The sequence below is a fragment of the Exiguobacterium sp. FD-YE-25-4 genome (genome assembly GCF_057004685.1).
The window spans coordinates 1,604,350-1,625,491 of record NZ_CM168041.1; the positions used below are offsets into that span (position 1 = coordinate 1,604,350).

The following is a 21,142-nucleotide window of genomic DNA, read 5'->3' on the forward strand; positions in this document are numbered from 1 at the left end:
TTTTTTAGGGGGTGACGTATGGACGTATTCAATGTAATCGTATTCCTCGGATTGGCACTCACCGTAATTTCGGTGCTCAGTTTGATTATCGAGCGGTTGTTCTTTCCTAGTATCCTCGCCTTCATTGCCATCGGCGTCGCGGTCGGCTTCTTTTGGGACGGGAATGAGGTCTTCAAAATCGCCGGGGAAATCGGGATTATTCTGTTATTCTTTCTACTCGGTTTAAAGTTTCCGCTGAGCGAGCTCGTCAAGCGAATGAAACAAGTGTGGAAAGCAGGCGTCCTAGATGTCCTTCTCGCCTTCGGGGTCACGATTGGAATCGCTTTGTTGTTTGGTCTCGACTTCTCACAAGCATTTTTGATCGGTGCCGTCCTCTATGCGACGAGTTCGTCGATTTCGGCGAAACTTCTCGAGCGACATTCTGAAAAACATGAAGATGTGAAAGAGTTCGTACTGGCGCTCCTTATCTTCGAAGACATTTTCGCCCCGCTCATTTTGACCGTGGCCCCGTTCATCATCCAAGACGAACCGATCGCTTTCACGGACATCGGGAAAGTGTTCGCCGGATTTCTGATTTTCGGAGTGCTCCTCTTCATCGGGTCTCGTTTCGTTTTGAACCGACAGCGGTTCGTCAAACATCTGTTGCGACAAGATGATGCGAGTATCGGTTTGATTGGATTGATTTTATTCTTTGCCGGGATCGGCATGGTGTTCGGCCTGTCCGAGATTCTCGGGGCGTTCATCGCCGGCATCATGCTTGCGGGCATCCACGATGTGCGGCCGTTGAAACGATTGACCGTACCCGTTCGCGACTTGTTCTTGCCGATTTTCTTCATCTCGTTCGGGATCTCCATCAATCTCGATCAAGGGGTCATCGTCAATGCCCTCTTCTTCGTCCTGATCGTTTGGGGCGTGTTATCGAAGTGGATCGTCGGACGCGTCGGGGGTCGCATGTATGGCTTGACGCGGGTGCAGGCGAACGAGGCCGGCTTCTCACTCGCTCCGCGTGGCGAGTTCTCGATCTTATTCACCGCCCTATCAAACGGAACGATCAACTTATTTGTCGGTCTCTATATTTTCGTCTCGGCCATCGTCGGCATCGTCTTGTTCCGCTTCTCTGAGATTCTTGCTAACAAGACGGAGGAAAAACTTGAGAAAGTACTTCCCGATGAGACAAAAAATAAAGAAGATCAATGATAGAACACAAAGGAGGACCTTCGCGTGAAGGTCCTCCTTTGTTCGTCAAAATGACGATGCTTGTTTCGACTGCTTTTTCTTCCGTTTCTTGCGCCAGATGAAAAAGACAATCAGACCGACGGCCAATAACCCATAAATCGCGTACGAATACACATCCAAATATCGTAAAATCGATTCCCAATTCTCACCGACACGGATGCCGATATAAATAAGAATCGTGTTCCAAATGACCGTTCCGGCCGTACTGAGGGTCAAGAACTTCAGAAACGGCATATTCGACATGCCGGCCGGTAACGAGATCAAGCTCCGTACGACGGGCATCAATCGCCCAAAGAACACCATCCAGCCCCCATATTTGTCGAACCAGGCATCCGCCCGTCGAACGTCAGCGATATCGAGCCGAATCCATTTCCCATATTTTTTCGTCCACCTCTCAATCTGTTCGACATCTAAATATAATCCGATCCCATATAACAAAATCGCTCCTAAAATGGCGCCCGCTGTTGCAGCGAAGATGACGATCGGGACGTTCAAATCAGTCTTCACGGCAAAGAATCCACCGAATAAGAGCACGACCTCTGATGGAATCGGCGGGAACACGTTTTCAATAAAGATCATGAACGCGATACCGAAATAACCGAACTGTTCAATGACCTGGATCATCCACTCTCTCATATCGTTCACCCTCCAATATCCCCTATTATACCCGTCACCACCCATCAAAAACCGTCCCGACGTGCTAAAATGAAGTACTTGAACGAAAGCGAGGAAACGACAATGACCGAACCGACACGTTGCCCTTGGTGCGGCACGGACCCCATGTACGTCCGTCATCACGACGAGGAATGGGGCAAACCCGTCCACGACGATCAGAAGCACTTCGAATGTTTGATCCTTGAGAGCGCCCAGGCCGGCCTCAGTTGGATCACCATTTTACGAAAGCGCGACAATTACCGGGAAGCCTACGCCAACTTCGACGTCGAAACGGTCGCCTCGTTCGACGAGACGGATGTTGAACGGTTGCTGGGCAATCCCGGTATCGTCCGAAACCGCCGGAAAATCGAGGCGTCAATCAATAATGCCAAGCGCTTCATCGAGATTCAACAAGAGTTCGGCACGTTCGATGCCTACATCTGGTCGTTCGTCGACAATACGGTGATCAACAACCAATGGGCGGCCAATGACGACATCCCCGCCACGACCGAACTGTCTCATCAGATCAGCAAGGATTTGAAACGGCGCGGGTTCAAATTTTTAGGACCGACGACCGTCTATGCCCATCTGCAGGCGACGGGACTCGTCAATGACCACCTGACCTCTTGCTTCGCTAAATAATTTGATTATTTGGTCAATCCTTCAATAAAATCGTGCACTTGATTCAGTTTTGTGACAAAATTTTGACATGGTGCATACCATAAACATTGAAAGCGTTTTCATTATGATTGAGGGGGATGTTTTATGAACGGGATTTTAATATCCATCACCGTTTACATGGCGCTCATGGTACTACTCGGCGTCATCGCCTATCGGCGGACGGAGAGCATCGGCGACTATATGCTCGGAGGGCGCGGACTCGGTCCCGCCGTCGCGGCTTTGTCGGCAGGTGCTTCCGACATGAGTGGTTGGCTGTTGATGGGACTACCGGGTGCGATGTTCGCGACCGGACTCTCGAGCGGATGGATCGTCATCGGGTTGACGATCGGCGCGTACTTGAACTGGTTGCTCGTCGCACCTCGCTTGCGGACGTACTCGTATTTGTCCGAGGATGCCATCACGATTCCAGATTTTTTCGAGAAACGTTTTAAAGATTCACGCGGCACGTTGCGATCGTTCTCGGCGGCTGTGACACTCATCTTTTTCACCCTCTATGCCACGAGCGGATTCGTGGCCGGCGGCCGGTTATTCAATGCCGTCTTCGGAATTGAGTTCGGGACGGGCGTCTTGATTTTGGCTTCTATCATTATCATCTATACGTTCATCGGAGGATTTTTGGCGGTCAGTTGGACGGATTTCGTTCAAGGGTTGATCATGTTGTTCGCCCTCATCCTCGTCCCGGCCATCGCCATCACGGCGACCGACGGCGTGAGCGCCGCCTTCCAGACGATCGGTGACATCGATGAGGCGCTGCTTGATCCGCTGACTGGTCAGTCGCTCATCGGCATCGTCTCGCTATTCGCCTGGGGGCTCGGTTACTTCGGGCAACCGCACATCATCGTCCGTTTTATGGCCATCGAGAAGTTACAGGACATCAAGAAGGCACGACGGATCGGCATCTCATGGATGCTGTTCACCGTCGTCGGCGCGATGGCGACCGGGCTGTTCGGACTCGCCTATTATACGCAGCGTGGACTTGAGATCGATAACCCAGAAAACATTTTTATTAATTTATCTGATTTATTATTCGTCGATCTCATCACCGGCGTCTTGCTTGCGGCGTTGCTCGCTGCCATCATGTCGACGATCTCGTCACAGCTCCTCGTCTCGTCGAGTGCTGCGACGACCGACTTCTATCAGAAGTTCTTCCGAAGAGACGCCAGCGACCGTGAGCTCGTCATGGTCGGCCGGATCACGGTCATACTCGTGTCGCTCATCTCGATTTGGCTCGCGTTCGGGGCGGATGATACGATCTTGAACTTGGTCGGTTACGCCTGGGCCGGCTTCGGCTCGTCGTTCGGGCCACTCATCCTGTTCAGCCTGTTCTGGAAACGGACGACGCGACAAGGGGCGCTCGCCGGTATGCTCGTCGGGGCATTCATCGTCATCCTCTGGAAAAACTTTGCCGCCGATTGGTTCGGGACCGTCGGTGAGCTCTATGAGATGATTCCAGCGTTCTTCTTGTCGAGCCTCGCCATTTATGTCGTCAGTCTGATGACACCACCACCGAGCTCGACGATCACGAACGAGTTCGAGGAAATGGAACACATCTTGAAGACAGAACGGATTTAACGATCGAAGTGCCATGCTACTATAGCCTGGCACTTTTTTTTGTCGCCTAACAAGGAAATTGACAGTCTATAGCGAAAGGTACATATAGATCAATTTGTATCATAAGAAAGGAAGTGACTCGTCCCTTGAAACGAGTAATCCCGTATAAACAAGCCATATTGACCTTGCCCCTCCTCTTTCTGTTCGGCTGTGCGACCGCCGACGTCGAGACGTCTACGGAGCAAACGGAGACCCCGGCACCAGAGACCGAGGCGGAGGAGCCGGCACCTGTTCCGGAAGAGCCAGAATCAGTCGTGACGACGACGTCCGTCTATGCGATTGGCGATATCTTGTTACACGACAGCGTATATAATGCCGCCAAGAGCGGGGACGGCTATGACTTCACTGCCGCCTTCGAACCGATCGCCCCGATTTTGACCGAGGCCGATATTGCCATCGCCAACCAAGAGAGCATGATTGGTGGCAGTGAGATCGGCTTATCGAGCTACCCGGCCTTCAACAGTCCGTATGAGGTCGGTGATGCGCTCCAAGACGCTGGCATCGACCTGGTGACGACGGCGAACAACCATACGCTCGATCGAGGTGTCACGGCCATCGAGAATTCGATTGCCCACTGGAACGAGATCGGTATGCCGTATACTGGTTCGTTCTTATCGGAAGCGGACAAGGCTGAGATTCGGACGTTGACGAAGAATGATATCTCGTTCGCGTTTCTCGCCTACACGTACGGCACGAACGGGGTCGTTCCGAAACAACCGTACCATGTCAACTACATCGATCTCGAGGCAATGAAGCCTGAGATTGAAGCGGCCGAACAAGCAGCCGACCTCACCGTCGTCTCGCTCCATTTCGGGAATGAATATGAGATACTCCCGAACGAGGCACAACAGACACTCGTCCAAGAGCTGTCTGACCTCGGGGTCGATCTCATCATCGGCCATCACCCCCACGTCCTCCAACCGGTCGCTTGGGTGGACGGCGCTGAAGGCAACCGAACGTTCGTCGCCTACTCGCTCGGCAACTTCCTGTCCGGCCAACAAGGGGACGATCGTAATACGGGTGGCATCGTCGGCATCGATGTCGTCAAGACCGTCGAAGCGGATGAGACGACGTTCGAACTCGCCAATCCGATGTTCTATCCGACGTTCACCCGGCGCTCTAGTGCGGACGGACCGTTCGAGGTCGTGCCGTTACAGACGGCAAAACCCGAGTTGTTCGATGCCACGAGCGAACATATGTCGCAATGGATGCCAGAACTCGAAATCGTTCAATGAAGGATCACTTTCACAAGTGATTCTTTTTTTTTGCCAAAAAAGGTTGCTTTACATGAAATCATCCGTTAGACTAAGTCGTATATTTATAAATACAGATGAATAATTATGTATAAGGGGTGTAAGGAAATGAAACAAAAACTCGTATTAGCTTATTCAGGTGGACTTGACACATCGGTCGCAATCAAATGGTTGGATGAACAGGGATATGACGTCATCGCCTGCTGTTTGAACGTGGGAGAAGGGAAAGACCTGGAGCGCATTCAACAGAAGGCACTCAAAGTCGGGGCCGTCAAATCGGTCATCATCGATGCGGTCGATGAATTCGTCAACGATTTCGCCCGTTACTCGATGCAGGCACATACAATGTATGAAGGCGTCTATCCACTCGTCTCTGCCCTATCGCGGCCGCTCATCTCGAAGAAGCTAGTCGAGGTCGCGCAAGCCGAAGGTGCCATCGCCGTCGCTCACGGGTGCACGGGGAAAGGGAATGACCAAGTCCGGTTCGAGGTGTCGATTCATGCGCTCGACCCGTCGCTTGAAATCATCGCGCCGGTCCGGGAGTGGAAATGGTCACGGGAAGAAGAAATCGCCTATGCGGCCGAGCACGGTATCCCGATTCCGATCGTCCAAGAAGAGCCGTTCTCGATCGACCAAAACATTTGGGGCCGGGCCGTCGAATGCGGCATTCTTGAGGACCCATGGGCCGCTCCACCGGCGAGCGCTTATGAATTGACGGCACAGCTCGAAGACACTCCGAACGAACCGACGTATGTCGAAATCGAGTTCAACGCCGGCGTACCAGTCGCCATCAATGGACAAGCAGCGACGTTCACAGCCATTCTCGAGCAGTTGAATATCGTCGCCGGGGCTCACGGTATCGGGAAAATCGACCATATCGAAAACCGGGTCGTCGGGATCAAATCGCGGGAAGTGTACGAAGCACCGGGTGCGATGACGCTCATCACGGCACACCAAGCGCTCGAGGCGCTCACACTCGTTCGGGAAGTCGCCCACTTCAAACCAATCGTCGAACAGAAATTGACGGAGACGATCTACAACGGTCTCTGGTACTCGCCACTGACGAAAGCGCTTCTCGCCTTCATCGATGAGACGCAACAGACCGTGACCGGTACGGTCCGGATGAAACTGTTCAAAGGACAAGCCATCGTCGACGGACGGAAGTCGCCGATCTCGCTCTATGACGAACATCTCGCGACGTACACGTCGGCCGACACGTTCGACCAACAAGCCGCCGTCGGTTTCATCAAGTTATGGGGACTGCCGACAAAAGTGCAAGCGGAAGTGCTCGCAGAGAAAGGAACGATGGTGCATGAGTAAACTATGGGGCGGCCGGTTCGAACAGACGGCCAGTGAATGGGTCGACGAGTTCGGGGCCTCGATTCATTTCGACGCCCAGCTCGTGTTAGAAGATATTGAAGGGAGCATCGCCCACGTGACGATGCTCGGGGAGCAGCACATTTTGACGGCGGACGAAGTCGCGCAAATCGTCGCGGGGTTGAAGACGCTAGCCAAGAAGGCACAAGCGGACGAATTGACGTTCAACGTCTTCCATGAAGACATCCATATGAACCTCGAGGCCCTCTTGCATGAAGAAATCGGCCCGGTCGCTGGCAAGATGCACACGGCGCGGAGCCGGAACGACCAAGTCGCGACGGATATGCACCTGTATTTGCAACGCCGTGTCCTCGAGACGATTGACGGGATCGAGGCCGTGCAGACGGCACTCTATGACCACGCCGCTCAAAACGTCGAATCGATCATGCCGGGTTATACACACTTGCAACGGGCCCAGCCGGTCTCGCTCGCCCACCACTTGCTCGCGTACTTCTGGATGCTCGAGCGCGACAAAGAGCGTTTCAGTGACAGCTTGAAACGGATTGACATGAGCCCGCTCGGAGCGGGTGCCCTGGCTGGGACGACATTCCCGATCGATCGTCATCGCTCGGCCGAGTTGCTCGGTTTCGCCAAAGTCTATCCGAACAGTCTGGACGCCGTCAGCGACCGTGACTTCATCTTAGAGTTCTTGTCGAATGCGTCGCTGCTCATGATGCACTTGTCACGGTTCTGCGAGGAGTTGATCCTTTGGAGCAGCGAAGAGTATCGGTTCATCACGATCTCTGACGTGTTCTCTACGGGATCGAGCATGATGCCTCAGAAGAAGAACCCGGACATGGCCGAACTCGTCCGCGGAAAGTCAGGTCGCGTCGTCGGCAATCTGATGGGACTTTTGACGATTATGAAGGGACTCCCACTCGCCTATAACAAGGACCTGCAGGAAGATAAGGAAGGCATGTTCGATACCGTCAAGACGGTTCAGGGCAGTCTCAGCATCATGGCCGGTATGATTCAAGACATGACGTTCCACACGGAAACGATGAAGCAAGCGACCGAACGCGATTTCTCGAACGCGACCGAACTCGCCGATTATTTGACGGCAAAAGGGATGCCGTTCCGTGAGGCCCATGAAGTGACGGGCACGCTCGTCCGGTATTGTATCGACCAGCGTCTGTATTTATCAGAATTACCGATCGAGACGTACCAAGCCCACTCTGAATTGGTTGAAGCGGATGTGTACGAGGCACTCTCGCCGGTGACGGCCGTCAAACGCCGCAACAGTTACGGCGGGACGGGCTTTGACTCAGTTCGGATTCAACTGACAGAAGCGAAAGAGAACCTACCGACACATGCGTAAACGATGAGGACCTGGTCAATTTGCGACCAGGTCCTCATTTTTCTACTTGTCAGACGAAAAAAATGATGTTAACCTAACTTTAGTCAACGTTAACAGAAAAGGGGTTTACATATTGAAAATTCATGATTTGACACAAGTTGCCATCGGTGCCGCCTTGCTTGCGAGCATCGGCTCCATCGCCATCCCGATCGGCCCCGTTCCGATCACCCTTCAAATGCTCGGCATCATGACGGTCGCTTCCGTGCTCGGCGCCAAAAAAGGCGGTCTTGCCGTCGTCGTCTACTTATTGCTCGGCTTGATCGGTCTACCCGTCTTAAGTGGTTCGGGCGGGCTCGCCCCGTTCGTCGGTCCGACGGTCGGTTACTTGATCGCCTTCCCGATCGCCGCCTTTTTGATCGGTTGGTTCTCGGAACGACATCGTACGTTCCCCGCCCTCGTCGCTTATAACATCCTGATCGGACTCGGCTTCGTCTATGTAGTCGGCAGTCTCGGTCTCCAAGCCGTGTTCGGACTGACGTTCATCGATGCACTCAAAGTGAATATCCCGTTCATCCTCGGTGACTTGATTAAAGCAGTGTTAGCTGCGGGCATCGCCTACAAAGTCTCAACGAACCCGCAAATGCGCAGAACCCTCGCCTCGTGAAGGTTCAAACGTTTCATCGGATAGAAGAGGTGGAACGTATATAGTATGGAAGGGGGTGTCCTGATGAGCGATTCAACGTTTAAAAAGCGCTTGATGAAAGCGACCCATATCCATCGCTCCCCGAAAGGACAGCGTCGCGGGAAAGACGAGCCGCAACGTGAAAAACGCGACACCGAGGCGTTCGAACGACGGTTGCGTGAAGCGAAGAGCAAAGTCGGAGAGATTCAAGAGAACATTGACCATATCGCCAGACGTTAACACCCTGTCCTCGGACAGGGTTTTTTGATGCGCTTCAGCACACGTTATACCGATGGTGATGTTTATATGTAGGATATATCATGCTCCGACTATCCCTATAAGAAAGACCCTCGTCCTGTAGACGAGGGTCGATCATCACTTCGAACGCGGCCGGATAAACAGCGCGACAATGAACGAGAGCGCGAGGACGACGAGTAGTCCGAGCGAGATGTCGTTGAAGCCGAGCAAGTTGAGTCCGACGCTGATGGCGACAGCGACATAGAAGCCACCGAGCGCCTTTTTGACGAGTTGCGAACTGAACCGTTGCAACTGCTTCGCCCCGATCGGTGAGCCAATCATCGCCCCGGCGATGAGCGCGAGACCATGCCAATAGTTTGCATCGGCCCCGGCGACGGCATAGTTGATGACGCCCGAGACGACGATAAGGAACGCCGCGGCGATACTCGTCCCGACGGCTCGTTTCATCTCGGTATTGAGCAGTTTGACTTGAAGCGGTGTCAATACGAATCCGCCGCTGACACCCATGAGTGACGAGATGAACCCGCCGAACAACCCGATAAAACCGAGGCGTGGGACCGACTCCGAGCCGACACTTCCTTCTTCATGTTGCTTCGACCGGAAGAACGAGACGGCAAAGTACGTCAGTAGCGCGATGTAGGCGAGCGAGATGACCGGCTTCGCACCGTCGAGCGTCTCAAGGTAGAACACGAGCGGCGTCGCCACCCACGTCCCGACGACACCGAAGGCGCCAATCATGAGGGCATGTTTCGGATTGACGTTCTTTAATTTAAGATGAGAGATCGTACCGGCCGTGGTCGACCCGAGCGTGAGCATCAGACTGAGCGCGATGGCCGCACTCGCCTCGTATCCGAAGACGAGTAGCAGCGGCGTGAGTAAGATCCCGCCCCCGATGCCGAAGAATCCGCTCAAAATCCCGATGAGCGTTCCGAGCAGTAGAAACGATAGTATTGCTGTGACATCCATGAAAAAACCTTCTTTCTTTCCTTTTCATAATTAATCATAACAAAAAAGGAGCGCTTTATGGCGCCCCTCGTTTATAATACCTTCTCTAAAAATCCGAATACTTTTTGACGATACTCGGTTTGGAACGAGCGATGCGACTGCACGTGCCCATCATTCTCGGTCACCCACAGTTCGACTTCCTCCCCGGCCTCGGCCAATTGTTCACTCTCGCTCACAGGGATGGCATCATCGCCTTCACTATGAATCAACAACACCGGTGCCTCGATTTGAGCGATATCGTCAATCGGCTTGACCACATCGGCATCGAGACCCGTGAACCACGGCGTCACCGTCATGATGACCGGTGTGAACGGAAAGTTCGGTAAATCGCTCCATACAGGCAAGTTTGTCTCGAGGTAGCCCCGGAGGTCACTGAACGGACTATCGGCGATCACAGCGGCCACGTCGGTCTCATCAGCCGCAGACAACGCCGTCGCCGCGCCCATCGACACCCCGTATAAGACGATCGGACCGTCCGAGCGTTCTTTCGCATAGGCGATTGCGGAAGCGAGGTCCGCTTGTTCTTTCGCCCCGACCGTCACACGGTCACCTTCCGAGATGCCTGACCCCCGAAAATCGAACGTCAGGAACTGATATCCTTGTTCATGAAACTCCGGAATCAATTCTTTGAGCGGCAAATCGGACTGCTCGCGGTTCTTCCCATAACCATGTGCGAACACGATCGTTGCGCGCGGTGTCGGGTGCGGGATCCACCACCCGTACAAATCGTGACCATCCTCGGCTTCGATGGTCACATTCTCGTATTTGACACCTAACGTCTTCGGCGTATACGTCAACGTCTCACGTTCGGGCGACGTCAACTGATCGCCGATGTGGGCCGAGATGCCCACGACGGCGAGAAACACGATGAGAAGCAACACACCGGTCGCAATCCCTATATATTTAACCCAACGATTCATCGCACTGCCCCTCTCCATTGTCCACTTGCTTTCAGTTGACTCATCGGAGCCAACTCCGTAAAGCGATTAACGCATGTTGTACCGGTTCCCATGTCTCAGACGGAATGACGTAACACGTCGCCTCCGCAATGTGAAACGTCGTCACATCGGCACGTCGGACGATATTTTCACCGATTGGACCGAACGGGTCACTGTTGACATCCGTATGGTCGAATGTCTTCCACACCCGCGCCCCGTCCTCATAAAGCGCGCACCCAAACGACTTCACCGGTCCGTCAATTCCATACTCGGCATAATGCCATAACGTCGTCGCATCGAGCGGTGAACCGAGATGTAGGATTTTTGCATTACGCTCGATCATGCGTTCGATTGGCGAACCCGGCCCAAAACCGACCTCAAGTGTATGTCCAGCCACGATCTCCTCGGCACCATTCCCCCACGCAGCGACCGACCACATCGGATGATCGCTCCGAAACACGTTCGGATACGTACGGAACAGTTCCGGGACACGGCCCATGCCTCGAGTCGGTGTCTTTTCCTGGTCATACGCCGGCATTTCCTCCCGGATCGTTGGCCACCACTCGACTGGGACGGGTGGGGCTTCCCATTCAGCCGGGTCTGAATTATCACTGCTTTGGGTCGCCATCATGATCAGCCCGTCCGGACCGACCGTATCTTGGAGCGCCTCGATGACGGTCTGAGCCCCGCCACATACCCATCCGAGCTTTGATAAGGACGTGTGGACGAATAGGGTGTCCCCCGGCTTGACGCCGGCACCCTGTAAGTGGGCAACTAAACTTGTTTTCGTTTCGATATGTTTCATCGGATTCACTCCACGATGAGCTGGATCGTCGACCCGCTCCTTGATTTTTTGACTTCAATCCGGGCGTCGACCCGGTCCTTCAATTCCTGAACGTGACTGATGACCCCGACGAGCCGCCCGCTCGATTGGAGCGACATGAGAAGCTCGATCGCTTGGTCGAGCGATTCAGCGTCGAGTGTCCCGAACCCCTCATCGATGAGCATCGTCTCAAGGCTGACCCCGCCACTCAGTTGCTGGACGACTTCGGCGAGTCCAAGGGCGAGCGACAATGATGCTTTGAACCCTTCCCCACCAGACAAGTTTTGGACGCGGCGTGACTGACCCGTATAGGCGTCAAAGACTAATAGTTCGAGACCGGACTTGGCATTTCCTCTCGCCGTCTCGATTTTCCGCTCCAATTGGAACTGTCCGCTCGTCATTTGATCGAGATGGACGTTGGCCGCATGGAGAATTTGATCGAAGAACGCCGTCTGCACGTACGTCTCGAACGTCAACTTTTGCGGATTCAGTCCTCGACCGGTGTCGGCGATCAATTTGACCGTCTCCAGATTCCGTTGATCCTCATCCGTCTTCTCCCGGAGCGCGTTCCATTCGGCTACGATGTGACGATGACGTTTCAATTGCCCGTCCGCCGTCACGAGTTGTTCGGACAGCGCTTCGAACGAACGGTTCTCCTCGTGCAACTTCTCCTGGAGCCGTTCAAGGTCTGGTCGCGGACGGTCCCCGATTTTATCGTTCAGCGCCTTGACGGCGTGTTCGAGCCGAACACCTTCCTCCAGCTCGGTCGTTTGGCGTTCGCGCAGCTCGGGCAGTTGCTCGACGCGCGCGCGATACTCCTTGAACACAACTTCAGTCAACTCAATCTTCTCGAGAGCAGCCTCCAGTTCAGCCGTCGCTTCGGAAAGACGAACATGCTCGAACTCGAGTTGTTCACCAAGGAGACGGAGTCGCTCCGCTTCCCCCCACTTCAATCGATTCAATTCTTCAAGCCGACGTTCATACGTCCCCACGTTTCGTTCGATGTGAGTGAGTCGCGTCGCGAGCTGATTCCGCTCGGTCTGCAACATTTCTAACGTCGTCCCATCCGGTTGACGCATCGACTGAAGCTGCTCTTGGACGGTTTGGAGCTGTTCGAACAACTTCTGTCGTTCATCTGCCTGCACACGCTTCGCCGTCTCGAGTTGCTTCAATTCGGTCGTGGTCGCGCGCAAGAGACGCTCCATCCGTTGTCGTTCTTCGGCTTCTTGACGCAACTGCCGGACGCGGGCGTCTTGGTGTTGCATCGCAGCGTCAGCCGCACCATCGAGCTTCAATTCAAGTCGAGCGAGATCACGTTCACGGATCAGCTCATCGAGTTGGCGTTTGAGCGCCCGATAATCCGCCCGTGCTTCATGTAGCTCAGCCTCGATCCGTTTCAGCGTCTCGATGGCTGAGCGATGACTGGCTTGGTCGATGGACGTCCCCGTTCGCTCGACGTGTCCGTGGGTCAATGAACCGCAGACCGGACAAGGTTCCCCCGCTTCGAGTTGCTCGCGCAGCGTGTCGGCCATGAGCGCATGCTCGGCCTCGACGAATTGGTCGACTTGCTTCGTCTGGGCAGTGAATTGTCGCTGGACTTCCTTCCCGTTGCGTTCACAGGCACCGAGTCGTTCCGTGACCTCTGCCACTTTCGCCTCGAGCCGAACCTGATGTTGGAGCTGACTATACAGCCGTTCGGCCTCGACGAGTTGGTCTGGGGCCGGTGCGTGTTCCAGCTTAGCCTCAAGTTCGCCTTCAGTCGCTTGGAGCTCCTTGAGACGCGCTTCTTCTGAGAACAGGCTGAGCGGCTCCAACTGGCGTTTCAAGTCATCCCGACGTCTCGTGGCCCGGTGCCATTCGTCGACATAAGGCAACATCTCGTCAATCGCATTGACGCGACTTGTGGCTTGATCTGCCTCCTGGCGCATGGTCGTGATGGCTTCTGCTTCTGCCTTCAACTCTTCCAGCTGTCTCGTGTAGCCTTCGTCTCGTTGACGGGATACGTCACGTTCACGGGTCAATCGTTCGATGTCGTGACGCACCGTTTCGGTACGTTGATAGAGCGGGCTGACGCTTGCCACTTGTTCAAGTCGTTGAATGAGCGTCTGGCGTTCTTCGCGCTCCTGTGCCGCTTCGCGGAATGCTTGGAGCGCGGTCGCGCGCACGTCCCGCTCTTCCATCAACTCGGCGAGCGTGGTCGCCTGATTCACTTCTCGACGCAGCGCCTCGAGCCGTTCTTCACCAGTCCGGCGTTGTGCCTGTAGCGAGTCCCTCGCCGCCAAGAGCCGCTCCTCCCGGGCGTCGAGCCACATCACGATGTCAGGCAAGTTGCGGGTCGACATGTCTTCGACGGCCTCATCTTCGAGCTCCAACAGTTTTAGACGCGTCGTCTCGACCGCCCATTCGACACGTTTGCGGTACTTGCCGTAACGTTCAATCCATTCTTCCTGAAAGGCGCGGTACGCCTCCGTCTTGAAGATCGATTGTAAAATCTGTTGCTTCTTCGTCGAATCAGAATCGAGGAGCTGACGGAACTGGTTCTGCGGTAACAGCAAGATTTGACTGAATTGCTCATAGCTCAGCTGCAACAACGATTCAATCGTCTGCTCGACATCGCTTACTTTCGTCGCGAGCGGCTTCCAGGTGTCCTTCCATTCATAGAGCACCGCCTCATGCGGAATCGGCGTCTTGTTTTTCGGGTGCGGTTGTTGCGGCTGCCGGACGATGCGATACCGTTCGTCGCGAATCGTGAACGAGAAGTCGATTTCGGTCTTCCGTTCCGGGTCCGCGTATTGGCTTCGGAAGTCGCTGGCGTTCCGGAGCGCCCCACTGGCCCGGCCGTAGAGCGCGAACGTCATCGCGTCAAAGATCGTCGTCTTGCCGGCACCGGTCCGGCCGCTGATGACGAACATCGAACGGCCCTCGAGTTGCGTGAAATCGATTTGTTCCGTCTCGGCGTAAGGACCGAAGGCGGTGATGGTCAATTGTTGGGGTCTCAAATCGATTCCTCCCCTTCTAAGAAACGTCGCACCGTCGCATCGGCATCGCGGCCATGGACGGCTTTAAAGAAGTTCATATAGACGTCTTCGACCGATTGCCGCTCGAGTTTTTCCCGTTCGAAGCGAGACGTCTGGTCTTGGCGACGCAACAACTCCAGTTCGAGATGCAAGATGTTCGGATAGACTGTGCGTAACTTCGCCATCGGGTCGAACAATGCGCGTTCATCGGTCAAGACGATTTTTAAATAGTCGTCGACGGCCTCGTCTTGATAAAATGACGGGTCGAGCAACTCGTTCAGCGTCCCGGTCAAGATGCGCAAGTCTCGACGAGCTGTTAGCGGGCGCCGACGGCGTGTCCATCCCCCGTCCCACTCGATGATGTCGACCGATTTCACATGGGTCGCCTCAGAGAACGAATATTTCATGAGCGACCCGCTGTACGCGATGCGGTCGTCGCGGATGGCGTCACGGTTATGCAGGTGTCCGAGCGCCGTATAGCCGAACGGGGCGTACAGTCCTTTCGCGACTTGCCCGGCCGTCCCGACGGACAGTTGCCGTTCGGAATCGGTCTCGAGGCCGCCGGCGACAAAACTGTGCCCGACGGCAACGGCTTTCGGGTCGATCGTCCCGTAAGATTCCACGACCGCGGCGAGTGCGTCATGATGGGTCCGAATCGACTCGTCGCCGAACGCATAACGGATGCGCGCCGGTTCCAGGAACGGCATCAAATAAAACGGGACGTCGTTCACGACAATCGGCTCTGTTCCCGGGTCATATTTCCCGACGATATGGAGACCGACTTTCGTCAACAGTTTGGAGCTGTATTGGAGCCGCTCGGCCGAATCGTGATTGCCGGCGATGGCGAGCACGGGGATGCCCCGCTCGAGGACGAGCGCACGCCACATCTCATCGAGCAGATCGACGGCCTCGACGGGCGGCACGGCCCGGTCGTATAAATCACCGGCGACGACGATGGCATCAGGCTTCTCCTCGTCGACGATGTGTAAAAATGATTCAAATAATATATATTGTTGTTCTTCTGTCATGTGGCGACCGTGGACGATTTTACCTAAATGCCAATCGGCCGTATGTATCCATTTCATGCGACTTCACCTCTGATTCCATTCTAGCATTATTCCGGTGCACGATTCGACGTCTTGACACTTGTTTTCGAAACAGCGAAAGTTAATAGGAAAGGGGGACGAATCATGGAGTCCACATCCACATGGCAAGCGTTTCTACGCTTGTTCCGTGTCGCTCGACCACCGAAAGGTCTGTTTATCGGCGCTGTATTGATTTCATTGCTCCAAGCGATGGCGTCACTCGCCATCCCGCTCATCTTGCAACGCGTCGTCGACAATTGGAGCGAGGCCGCACTCGACGCCCGCCTCGTCGCGATTTTCGTGACGGCATTTCTTATCCAAGTCATCTCGAGCGCGATTTCGATTTACTGGTTACATATCGTCGGACAACGCGTCGTCGCCAATTTGCGGACGACATTATGGGAGCATCTCGTCGCACTGCCAATCCCGTTTTATGACGGCGTCAAATCAGGCGATCTCGTCTCGCGGTTAAATAACGATACGACGACATTGCAGCAACTCTTGTCCGAACAGAGCGTCCGACTCTTGACGTCGTTCGTCTCGGTCATCGGCGCCGTCGGCATCTTGTTCACGCTCGATTGGCAGATGACGCTCGTCATCTTGTTCTCTGTACCGACGACGCTCTTGATTGTCATCCCACTCGGACGGAAACTTCGCAAAATCGCCAAGGCGACACAACACGAGCTCGGCGACTTGTCCGGATTCTTCGCCGAATTGCTCGGAGAGATTCGGCTCGTCAAATCACAGGCGACTGAATCCGTCGAGGTCGCAGAAGGGAAACGCCGAATCGAGCGTCTCTTTGCCCTCGGTGTGCGTGAAGGACGGATTCAAGCGATTTTGATTCCGCTCTTGAACGTCACGTTGACCGCGATGCTCATCGCCATTCTCGGCTTCGGGGCTTATCGGGTCTCGACCGGCGCCTTGTCGACCGGCTCGTTGCTCGCGTTCATGCTGTATTTGTTCCAAATCATCACGCCGCTCATCACGATGACGGAGTTTATCACCCGGCTCCAGAAAGCTCGCGGCGCGACCGAACGAATCTCCGAGCTGCTCGCCATCGAGCCAGAACCGTATACGGATGAACCGTCGACGATTCGGCAATCGTCGCTCGCGTTCGAGGGTTTGACGTTCCGCTATGGCGACCAACCTGTGATTGACGACGTGTCGCTCACCATCCCGTTCGGTGCCACGACGGCCATCGTCGGTCGTAGCGGTGCCGGCAAGACGACACTGTTCGCCCTCGTCGAGCAGTTCTACCTCCCGTCGAGCGGTCACATCTATTACGGGGACCGGGACATCGCAACGTATGGCCGAAACGAATGGCGACAAGTCATCGGCTACGTCGCCCAAGATTCACCCGTCCTATCCGGGACGGTGCGGCAAAATATCTTGTACGGCTTGACCCGGTCCGCGACCGAGGATGAGATTCGTCACGCCTGTGACATGGCCAACGCCTGGTCGTTCATCGAGGCGATGGCGGACGGGCTCGACACAGAGATCGGTGAGCGCGGCGTCCGCTTGTCGGGTGGTCAACGACAACGACTCGCCATTGCCCGGGCGCTGTTACGCGACCCGCAAATCTTATTGCTCGACGAGGCGACGTCAAGCCTTGACTCAGAATCTGAGCGCGTCGTCCAAGAAGCGCTCGACCGGCTCATGACAGGACGGACGACGCTCGTCATCGCCCACCGGCTCTCGACCGTTCAACATGCCGACCAAATCGTCGTGCTCGAGGACGGCGGCATTAGTGGGCTCGGGACGCATCAAGAGTTGCTTCGAGACAACGCGCTCTATGAACGACTCGTGAAACAACAACTTTTAGGAGGCAATCAATTATGAAGACAATCGGATTTATCGGACTCGGTGTGATGGGTCAATCGATGGTCAGAAACTTAATGAAGGCGGGATTCGAAGTCCAAGCGTATACGCGGACGAAAGAGAAGGCGGCTGATTTATTGGCGGAAGGTGTCCGCTGGTGTGATTCGGTCGAAGCCGTCTGTCAAAACGCCGATGCCGTCATCACCATCGTTGGCTACCCGTCTGACGTCGAGAGCCTTTATTTCGGGGACGGTATGATTTTGCAGTCGGCCGAGCCGGGAACGCTCGTGATCGATATGACGACGTCTTCGCCGACGCTTGCCGAACGTATCGCTGAGGCGGCAATCGATCGCAGCTTACTCCCGCTCGACGCACCGGTCACGGGTGGCGATGTCGGTGCGAAGAACGGGACGTTGTCGATTCTCGTCGGGGGCGGCGAATACGCCTTCACGAAGGCACGACCGCTGTTCGAGGCGATGGGCCAATCGATCGAACGGATGGGCTATGCCGGGAGTGGCCAATATGGAAAGCTCGCCAATCAAATCGCAATCGCCGGCATCATGATGGGCAACGCCGAGATGCTCGCCTTTGCGAAACAAGCCGGGCTCAATCCCGATCAACTGCGCCAGACGATCCGAGGCGGCGCAGCCGGCAGCTGGACGCTCGAGAACCTTGTCCCGCGGATGATCATCGAGGACTACGCTCCTGGTTTCTTCATCAAACATTTCATCAAAGATATGAAACTTGCCCTCGAGAGCGCAGACCAGTTGAATATCAAACTGCCGAGCCTCGAGTTGGCTCATAAACTGTACTCGATCCTCGAAGAGAACGGCTACGGCGAGAACGGGACGCAGGCGCTCATCGAATACTACATGCACCAGGACGTTTGAATCGGCTCGCTCGTGGAATTAGTAGTACAGAAGGGAGCGATGTAAGATGCCATGGAATATGAAAGATTATCCGGAATCACTGAAAAACTTCGACCCGCTCGTCAAAAAGAAAGCCATTGATATCGCCAACGCCTTGCTCGCCCAAGGCTACTCCGATCAAAAGGCGATTCCGATCGCCACGGAACAAGCGAAAAAATGGCATGAACATGCCTCAAAAGAAGAGAAAGACGAGTTCCGTGACGCTCCCGACCCACAAAAGTCGGATCGGCACGGGACATAAAAACAACCGGTCGGCTCATTCAGCCGACCGGTTGTTCGTTTGCTTCTGTTTCTGCCTTGATTTCGACGTACAGTCCGGCGAGCGCCGTGTTGATATAAGGTTGCACGAAGATATAGGCCAATCCGCCGGTGAATAAGACGAGCACATACCAACCGATGAAACTCGCATATAGACGAAGCATCGTGCGCTTGTGTCCAAACATGAGACGGCGGCTTTCACGCATCGCGCCGAAAGCGGATAGTTCCGGGCGGTCCCGTAGGACGAATGGGACGATCCGATACGTCAAATAGAACCAGATTCCCGGCACGATCAAGAACAGCATGAGCACGTTCAAGCCGAGATAAAAGACGGCATAATACGTGACGGCACGCATGTAATCTTTGTGCGAACCGAACGCTTCGAACAGCAGACCGATCGACGGTTTCTCGGCTTTGGCGATGTCGAGGAATACCCAGTTGCGGCCAAGTTCTAGCGGAGCGAGCAAGACGGTCGCGGTGTATAGCAAACCGATCGAGACGAACAGGATGCTCGGGTCGGTCGATTCTAAATCGAGCTGCGTCGTGATGACCGCTTGAACGAGCATCGTTGCCACGACCGCAAGGAGCGAGATGCCCCAGTTCCCGGACAACATCCGAAGGGCAAATTGTTTATAGACTGATGATTGCATGACTTCACCTACTGTATCGTTTTTTTCATTATAGCAAAAAAACAGTCATCCGACTGTTTTTAGCGTGTCATCGTTTCCTTGATGGCGTTGAACTTCTGCTCATCTAGCTGTCCATCGGTCCTTACACCACTACCGACATGGACAAAGTCAATGCCTAATCGGTCGACGAGTTGGGACACGTTGTCCGCCGTGATCCCAGCGCCTGGAAGGATGTTCATTTCCGCGACGTCGTGCATCGCGCTCAACCGCTCTAAGCCCTCTAATGCCGTCGCTTGACCGCCAGACGTCAGCACATGGTCCACTTCAGGGAAATCATTCAACACGGTGATGGCGTCCATCAAATCGACCGCGTCATCAATGGCCCGATGGAACGTCAATGCCATCTCGCCCTTATGTTTAATCACTTCCCCGAGCAGTGCCTCATCGATGCGCCCGTCATTCGTCAAAGCACCGAACACGATGCCATCGGCTCCGAGCTCACGACACAGACCGACGTCTGCCAAAATCGTCTCCGCGTCCGCCTCATCATAGACGAATGAGTCTGCATGCGGACGAATCATGACGTGGACCGGAATCGTCGCTTGTTCGAGCACGTTTCGAATCGTCCCGAAACTTGGTGTCGTCCCGCCAGCTCGCATATCCGCAATCAATTCGAGACGGTCCGCCCCGTAACGCTCTGCCTGTTTCGCTTCTTTCAATGTGGTCACGATCACTTCAATCATGTCTTCTGCCTCCTTATTAAGGTGCGAAGCGCCATTCGACCTCGTGCTCCGCTAACGCACGTTTCCAATCTGCGGGCTCCGGGAAATCCGAGATGATTGTCGTCACCTTGGAAAAATCGGAGACCCGATACCGCTTTTGTTGGTTGAACTGGGTATGGTCGGCCAGTAGAAAACATTGTCTACTTTGGTCGAGTACCGCTTGCGTCACGGTCGAGAGACCGTGAGCATCACACGTCAAACCGAGCGAGGGATCGACCCCCTCGACAGAGAAAATCGCCATGTCAAACATGTACGTCTTTAACTGCTGCAAGACGTGTTCGCCGACGGTGACGAGATGCTTCGGATCAATCGTGCCGCCGAGCAGTTGGATGTCCCCCGTGAAGACGCCTTTGGCCCGTTGCTCGAAGAGCGCCTTTGCCGCCATGAGTGACGGTGTGACGACCGTCAAATTTCGTCCGCGAAGTCTCGCGGCGACTTGTTCCGGGGCGACCCCATGACCGATGTAAAGGAGGGTATCATCCTCGACGAGCTGAAACGCCGTATAGGCGATGCGACGAATCCCGTCCATGTTTGAAATCATCATCGGTTGGAACGATACGCTTTGATGGAGCACCGCCCCGCCATACACCCGTTTGATGCGATGTTCTTTTTCAAGTTCTTCTAAGTAGCGGCGGATCGACTCCCCAGAGACGTTCAACCGTTCAATCAATTCACTCGTCTTCACTTTGCCTTCTCGTTCAATCCATTCCACAATCTTTTGCTTACGTTCTTCTCCAATTAAAGACACTTCCCTGCCTCCTCCGCAAATATCGCTTCCTTTCTCAGTGTAGCGAACGGATGTAAATTTA

20 protein-coding genes are annotated in these 21,142 nt (G+C 54.6%); 11 read left to right on the forward strand and 9 right to left on the reverse strand.

Annotation, left to right across the window (positions count from 1 at the left end; genetic code table 11):
* Window positions 1-18: 18 nt before the first annotated feature.
* Window positions 19-1,197: a cation:proton antiporter gene (locus tag AC13H5_RS08320; RefSeq protein WP_483545595.1), complete on the forward strand. Its 1,179-nt coding sequence runs from the start codon at window positions 19-21 to the stop codon at window positions 1,195-1,197.
* A gap of 45 nt (window positions 1,198-1,242) precedes the next feature.
* Here the strand turns inward: AC13H5_RS08320 and AC13H5_RS08325 are convergent, their stop codons facing one another.
* Window positions 1,243-1,872, reverse strand: a complete 630-nt coding sequence (locus AC13H5_RS08325) for a DedA family protein (protein WP_034777733.1) — start codon at window positions 1,870-1,872, stop codon at window positions 1,243-1,245.
* 102 nt (window positions 1,873-1,974) lie between these two features.
* On the opposite strand from AC13H5_RS08325, the gene AC13H5_RS08330 reads away from it, so the two are divergent.
* The 7 genes from AC13H5_RS08330 to AC13H5_RS08360 all read left to right on the forward strand — a co-directional run bounded on the left by AC13H5_RS08330 (window position 1,975) and on the right by AC13H5_RS08360 (window position 9,031).
* The gene (locus AC13H5_RS08330) at window positions 1,975-2,532 is read left to right on the forward strand and encodes a DNA-3-methyladenine glycosylase I (RefSeq protein WP_215191410.1); all 558 of its coding nucleotides are present in this window, start codon (window positions 1,975-1,977) and stop codon (window positions 2,530-2,532) included.
* Between the two features lie 123 nt (window positions 2,533-2,655).
* Window positions 2,656-4,143 (forward strand): sodium/proline symporter PutP, encoded by a 1,488-nt coding sequence (gene putP / locus AC13H5_RS08335; RefSeq protein ID WP_034777738.1) that lies wholly within the window; start codon window positions 2,656-2,658, stop codon window positions 4,141-4,143.
* Between the two features lie 125 nt (window positions 4,144-4,268).
* Window positions 4,269-5,417, forward strand: a complete 1,149-nt coding sequence (locus AC13H5_RS08340) for a CapA family protein (RefSeq protein ID WP_235420198.1) — start codon at window positions 4,269-4,271, stop codon at window positions 5,415-5,417.
* A 126-nt stretch (window positions 5,418-5,543) separates the two neighbouring features.
* A complete protein-coding gene (locus tag AC13H5_RS08345; protein ID WP_034777739.1) occupies window positions 5,544-6,755 on the forward strand; it encodes an argininosuccinate synthase in 1,212 nt (403 codons plus the stop codon).
* A complete protein-coding gene (gene argH, locus AC13H5_RS08350) occupies window positions 6,748-8,130 on the forward strand; it encodes an argininosuccinate lyase (protein WP_483545596.1) in 1,383 nt (460 codons plus the stop codon). Before AC13H5_RS08345 ends, argH begins: the two co-directional genes overlap by 8 nt.
* Window positions 8,131-8,242: 112 nt before the next feature.
* Window positions 8,243-8,773, forward strand: coding sequence for a biotin transporter BioY (locus tag AC13H5_RS08355; protein ID WP_214823571.1), 531 nt, complete (start codon window positions 8,243-8,245; stop codon window positions 8,771-8,773).
* Window positions 8,774-8,836: 63 nt separating this feature from the next.
* Complete coding sequence (locus AC13H5_RS08360) at window positions 8,837-9,031, forward strand: hypothetical protein (protein WP_034777742.1); 195 nt, start codon at window positions 8,837-8,839, stop codon at window positions 9,029-9,031.
* Window positions 9,032-9,166: 135 nt separating this feature from the next.
* Here AC13H5_RS08360 and AC13H5_RS08365 read toward each other — a convergent pair whose 3' ends face one another.
* From AC13H5_RS08365 to AC13H5_RS08385, 5 genes are all read right to left on the reverse strand, one after another.
* On the reverse strand, window positions 9,167-10,015 hold the full coding sequence (locus AC13H5_RS08365) for a sulfite exporter TauE/SafE family protein (RefSeq protein WP_034777743.1): 849 nt from the start codon (window positions 10,013-10,015) through the stop codon (window positions 9,167-9,169).
* Window positions 10,016-10,086: 71 nt separating this feature from the next.
* Window positions 10,087-10,974: an alpha/beta hydrolase gene (locus tag AC13H5_RS08370; protein ID WP_052090130.1), complete on the reverse strand. Its 888-nt coding sequence runs from the start codon at window positions 10,972-10,974 to the stop codon at window positions 10,087-10,089.
* Between the two features lie 40 nt (window positions 10,975-11,014).
* Window positions 11,015-11,797, reverse strand: coding sequence for an AAC(3) family N-acetyltransferase (locus AC13H5_RS08375; RefSeq protein WP_034777745.1), 783 nt, complete (start codon window positions 11,795-11,797; stop codon window positions 11,015-11,017).
* A 5-nt stretch (window positions 11,798-11,802) separates the two neighbouring features.
* Window positions 11,803-14,814, reverse strand: coding sequence for an AAA family ATPase (locus tag AC13H5_RS08380; protein ID WP_483545597.1), 3,012 nt, complete (start codon window positions 14,812-14,814; stop codon window positions 11,803-11,805).
* A complete protein-coding gene (locus AC13H5_RS08385) occupies window positions 14,811-15,917 on the reverse strand; it encodes an exonuclease SbcCD subunit D (protein ID WP_483545598.1) in 1,107 nt (368 codons plus the stop codon). Before AC13H5_RS08385 ends, AC13H5_RS08380 begins: the two co-directional genes overlap by 4 nt.
* 105 nt (window positions 15,918-16,022) lie before the next feature.
* Here AC13H5_RS08385 and AC13H5_RS08390 point away from each other — a divergent pair, with 105 nt between their 5' ends.
* The 3 genes from AC13H5_RS08390 to AC13H5_RS08400 are packed head-to-tail and all read left to right on the forward strand — an operon-like array spanning window position 16,023 to window position 18,905.
* A complete protein-coding gene (locus AC13H5_RS08390) occupies window positions 16,023-17,756 on the forward strand; it encodes an ABC transporter ATP-binding protein (protein ID WP_483545599.1) in 1,734 nt (577 codons plus the stop codon).
* Window positions 17,753-18,625 carry an NAD(P)-dependent oxidoreductase gene (locus AC13H5_RS08395; RefSeq protein ID WP_034777753.1) on the forward strand — a complete coding sequence of 291 codons (873 nt, stop codon included), beginning with the start codon at window positions 17,753-17,755 and terminating at the stop codon, window positions 18,623-18,625. The genes AC13H5_RS08390 and AC13H5_RS08395 overlap by 4 nt, the downstream gene beginning before the upstream one ends.
* Window positions 18,626-18,671: 46 nt before the next feature.
* Window positions 18,672-18,905: a DUF2188 domain-containing protein gene (locus tag AC13H5_RS08400; protein ID WP_052090131.1), complete on the forward strand. Its 234-nt coding sequence runs from the start codon at window positions 18,672-18,674 to the stop codon at window positions 18,903-18,905.
* Window positions 18,906-18,924: 19 nt separating this feature from the next.
* Here the strand turns inward: AC13H5_RS08400 and AC13H5_RS08405 are convergent, their stop codons facing one another.
* Genes AC13H5_RS08405 through AC13H5_RS08415 form a run of 3 tightly spaced genes read right to left on the reverse strand, consistent with a single transcriptional unit; the run spans window position 18,925 to window position 21,081 of the window.
* Window positions 18,925-19,572 (reverse strand): DUF975 family protein, encoded by a 648-nt coding sequence (locus tag AC13H5_RS08405; RefSeq protein WP_483545600.1) that lies wholly within the window; start codon window positions 19,570-19,572, stop codon window positions 18,925-18,927.
* Window positions 19,573-19,631: 59 nt separating this feature from the next.
* Entirely contained in the window at window positions 19,632-20,294 is a 663-nt protein-coding gene (locus tag AC13H5_RS08410; RefSeq protein WP_214711314.1) for a copper homeostasis protein CutC, read from the reverse strand.
* Window positions 20,295-20,310: 16 nt separating this feature from the next.
* Window positions 20,311-21,081, reverse strand: coding sequence for a DeoR/GlpR family DNA-binding transcription regulator (locus AC13H5_RS08415; protein WP_034777760.1), 771 nt, complete (start codon window positions 21,079-21,081; stop codon window positions 20,311-20,313).
* Window positions 21,082-21,142 lie beyond the last annotated feature (61 nt).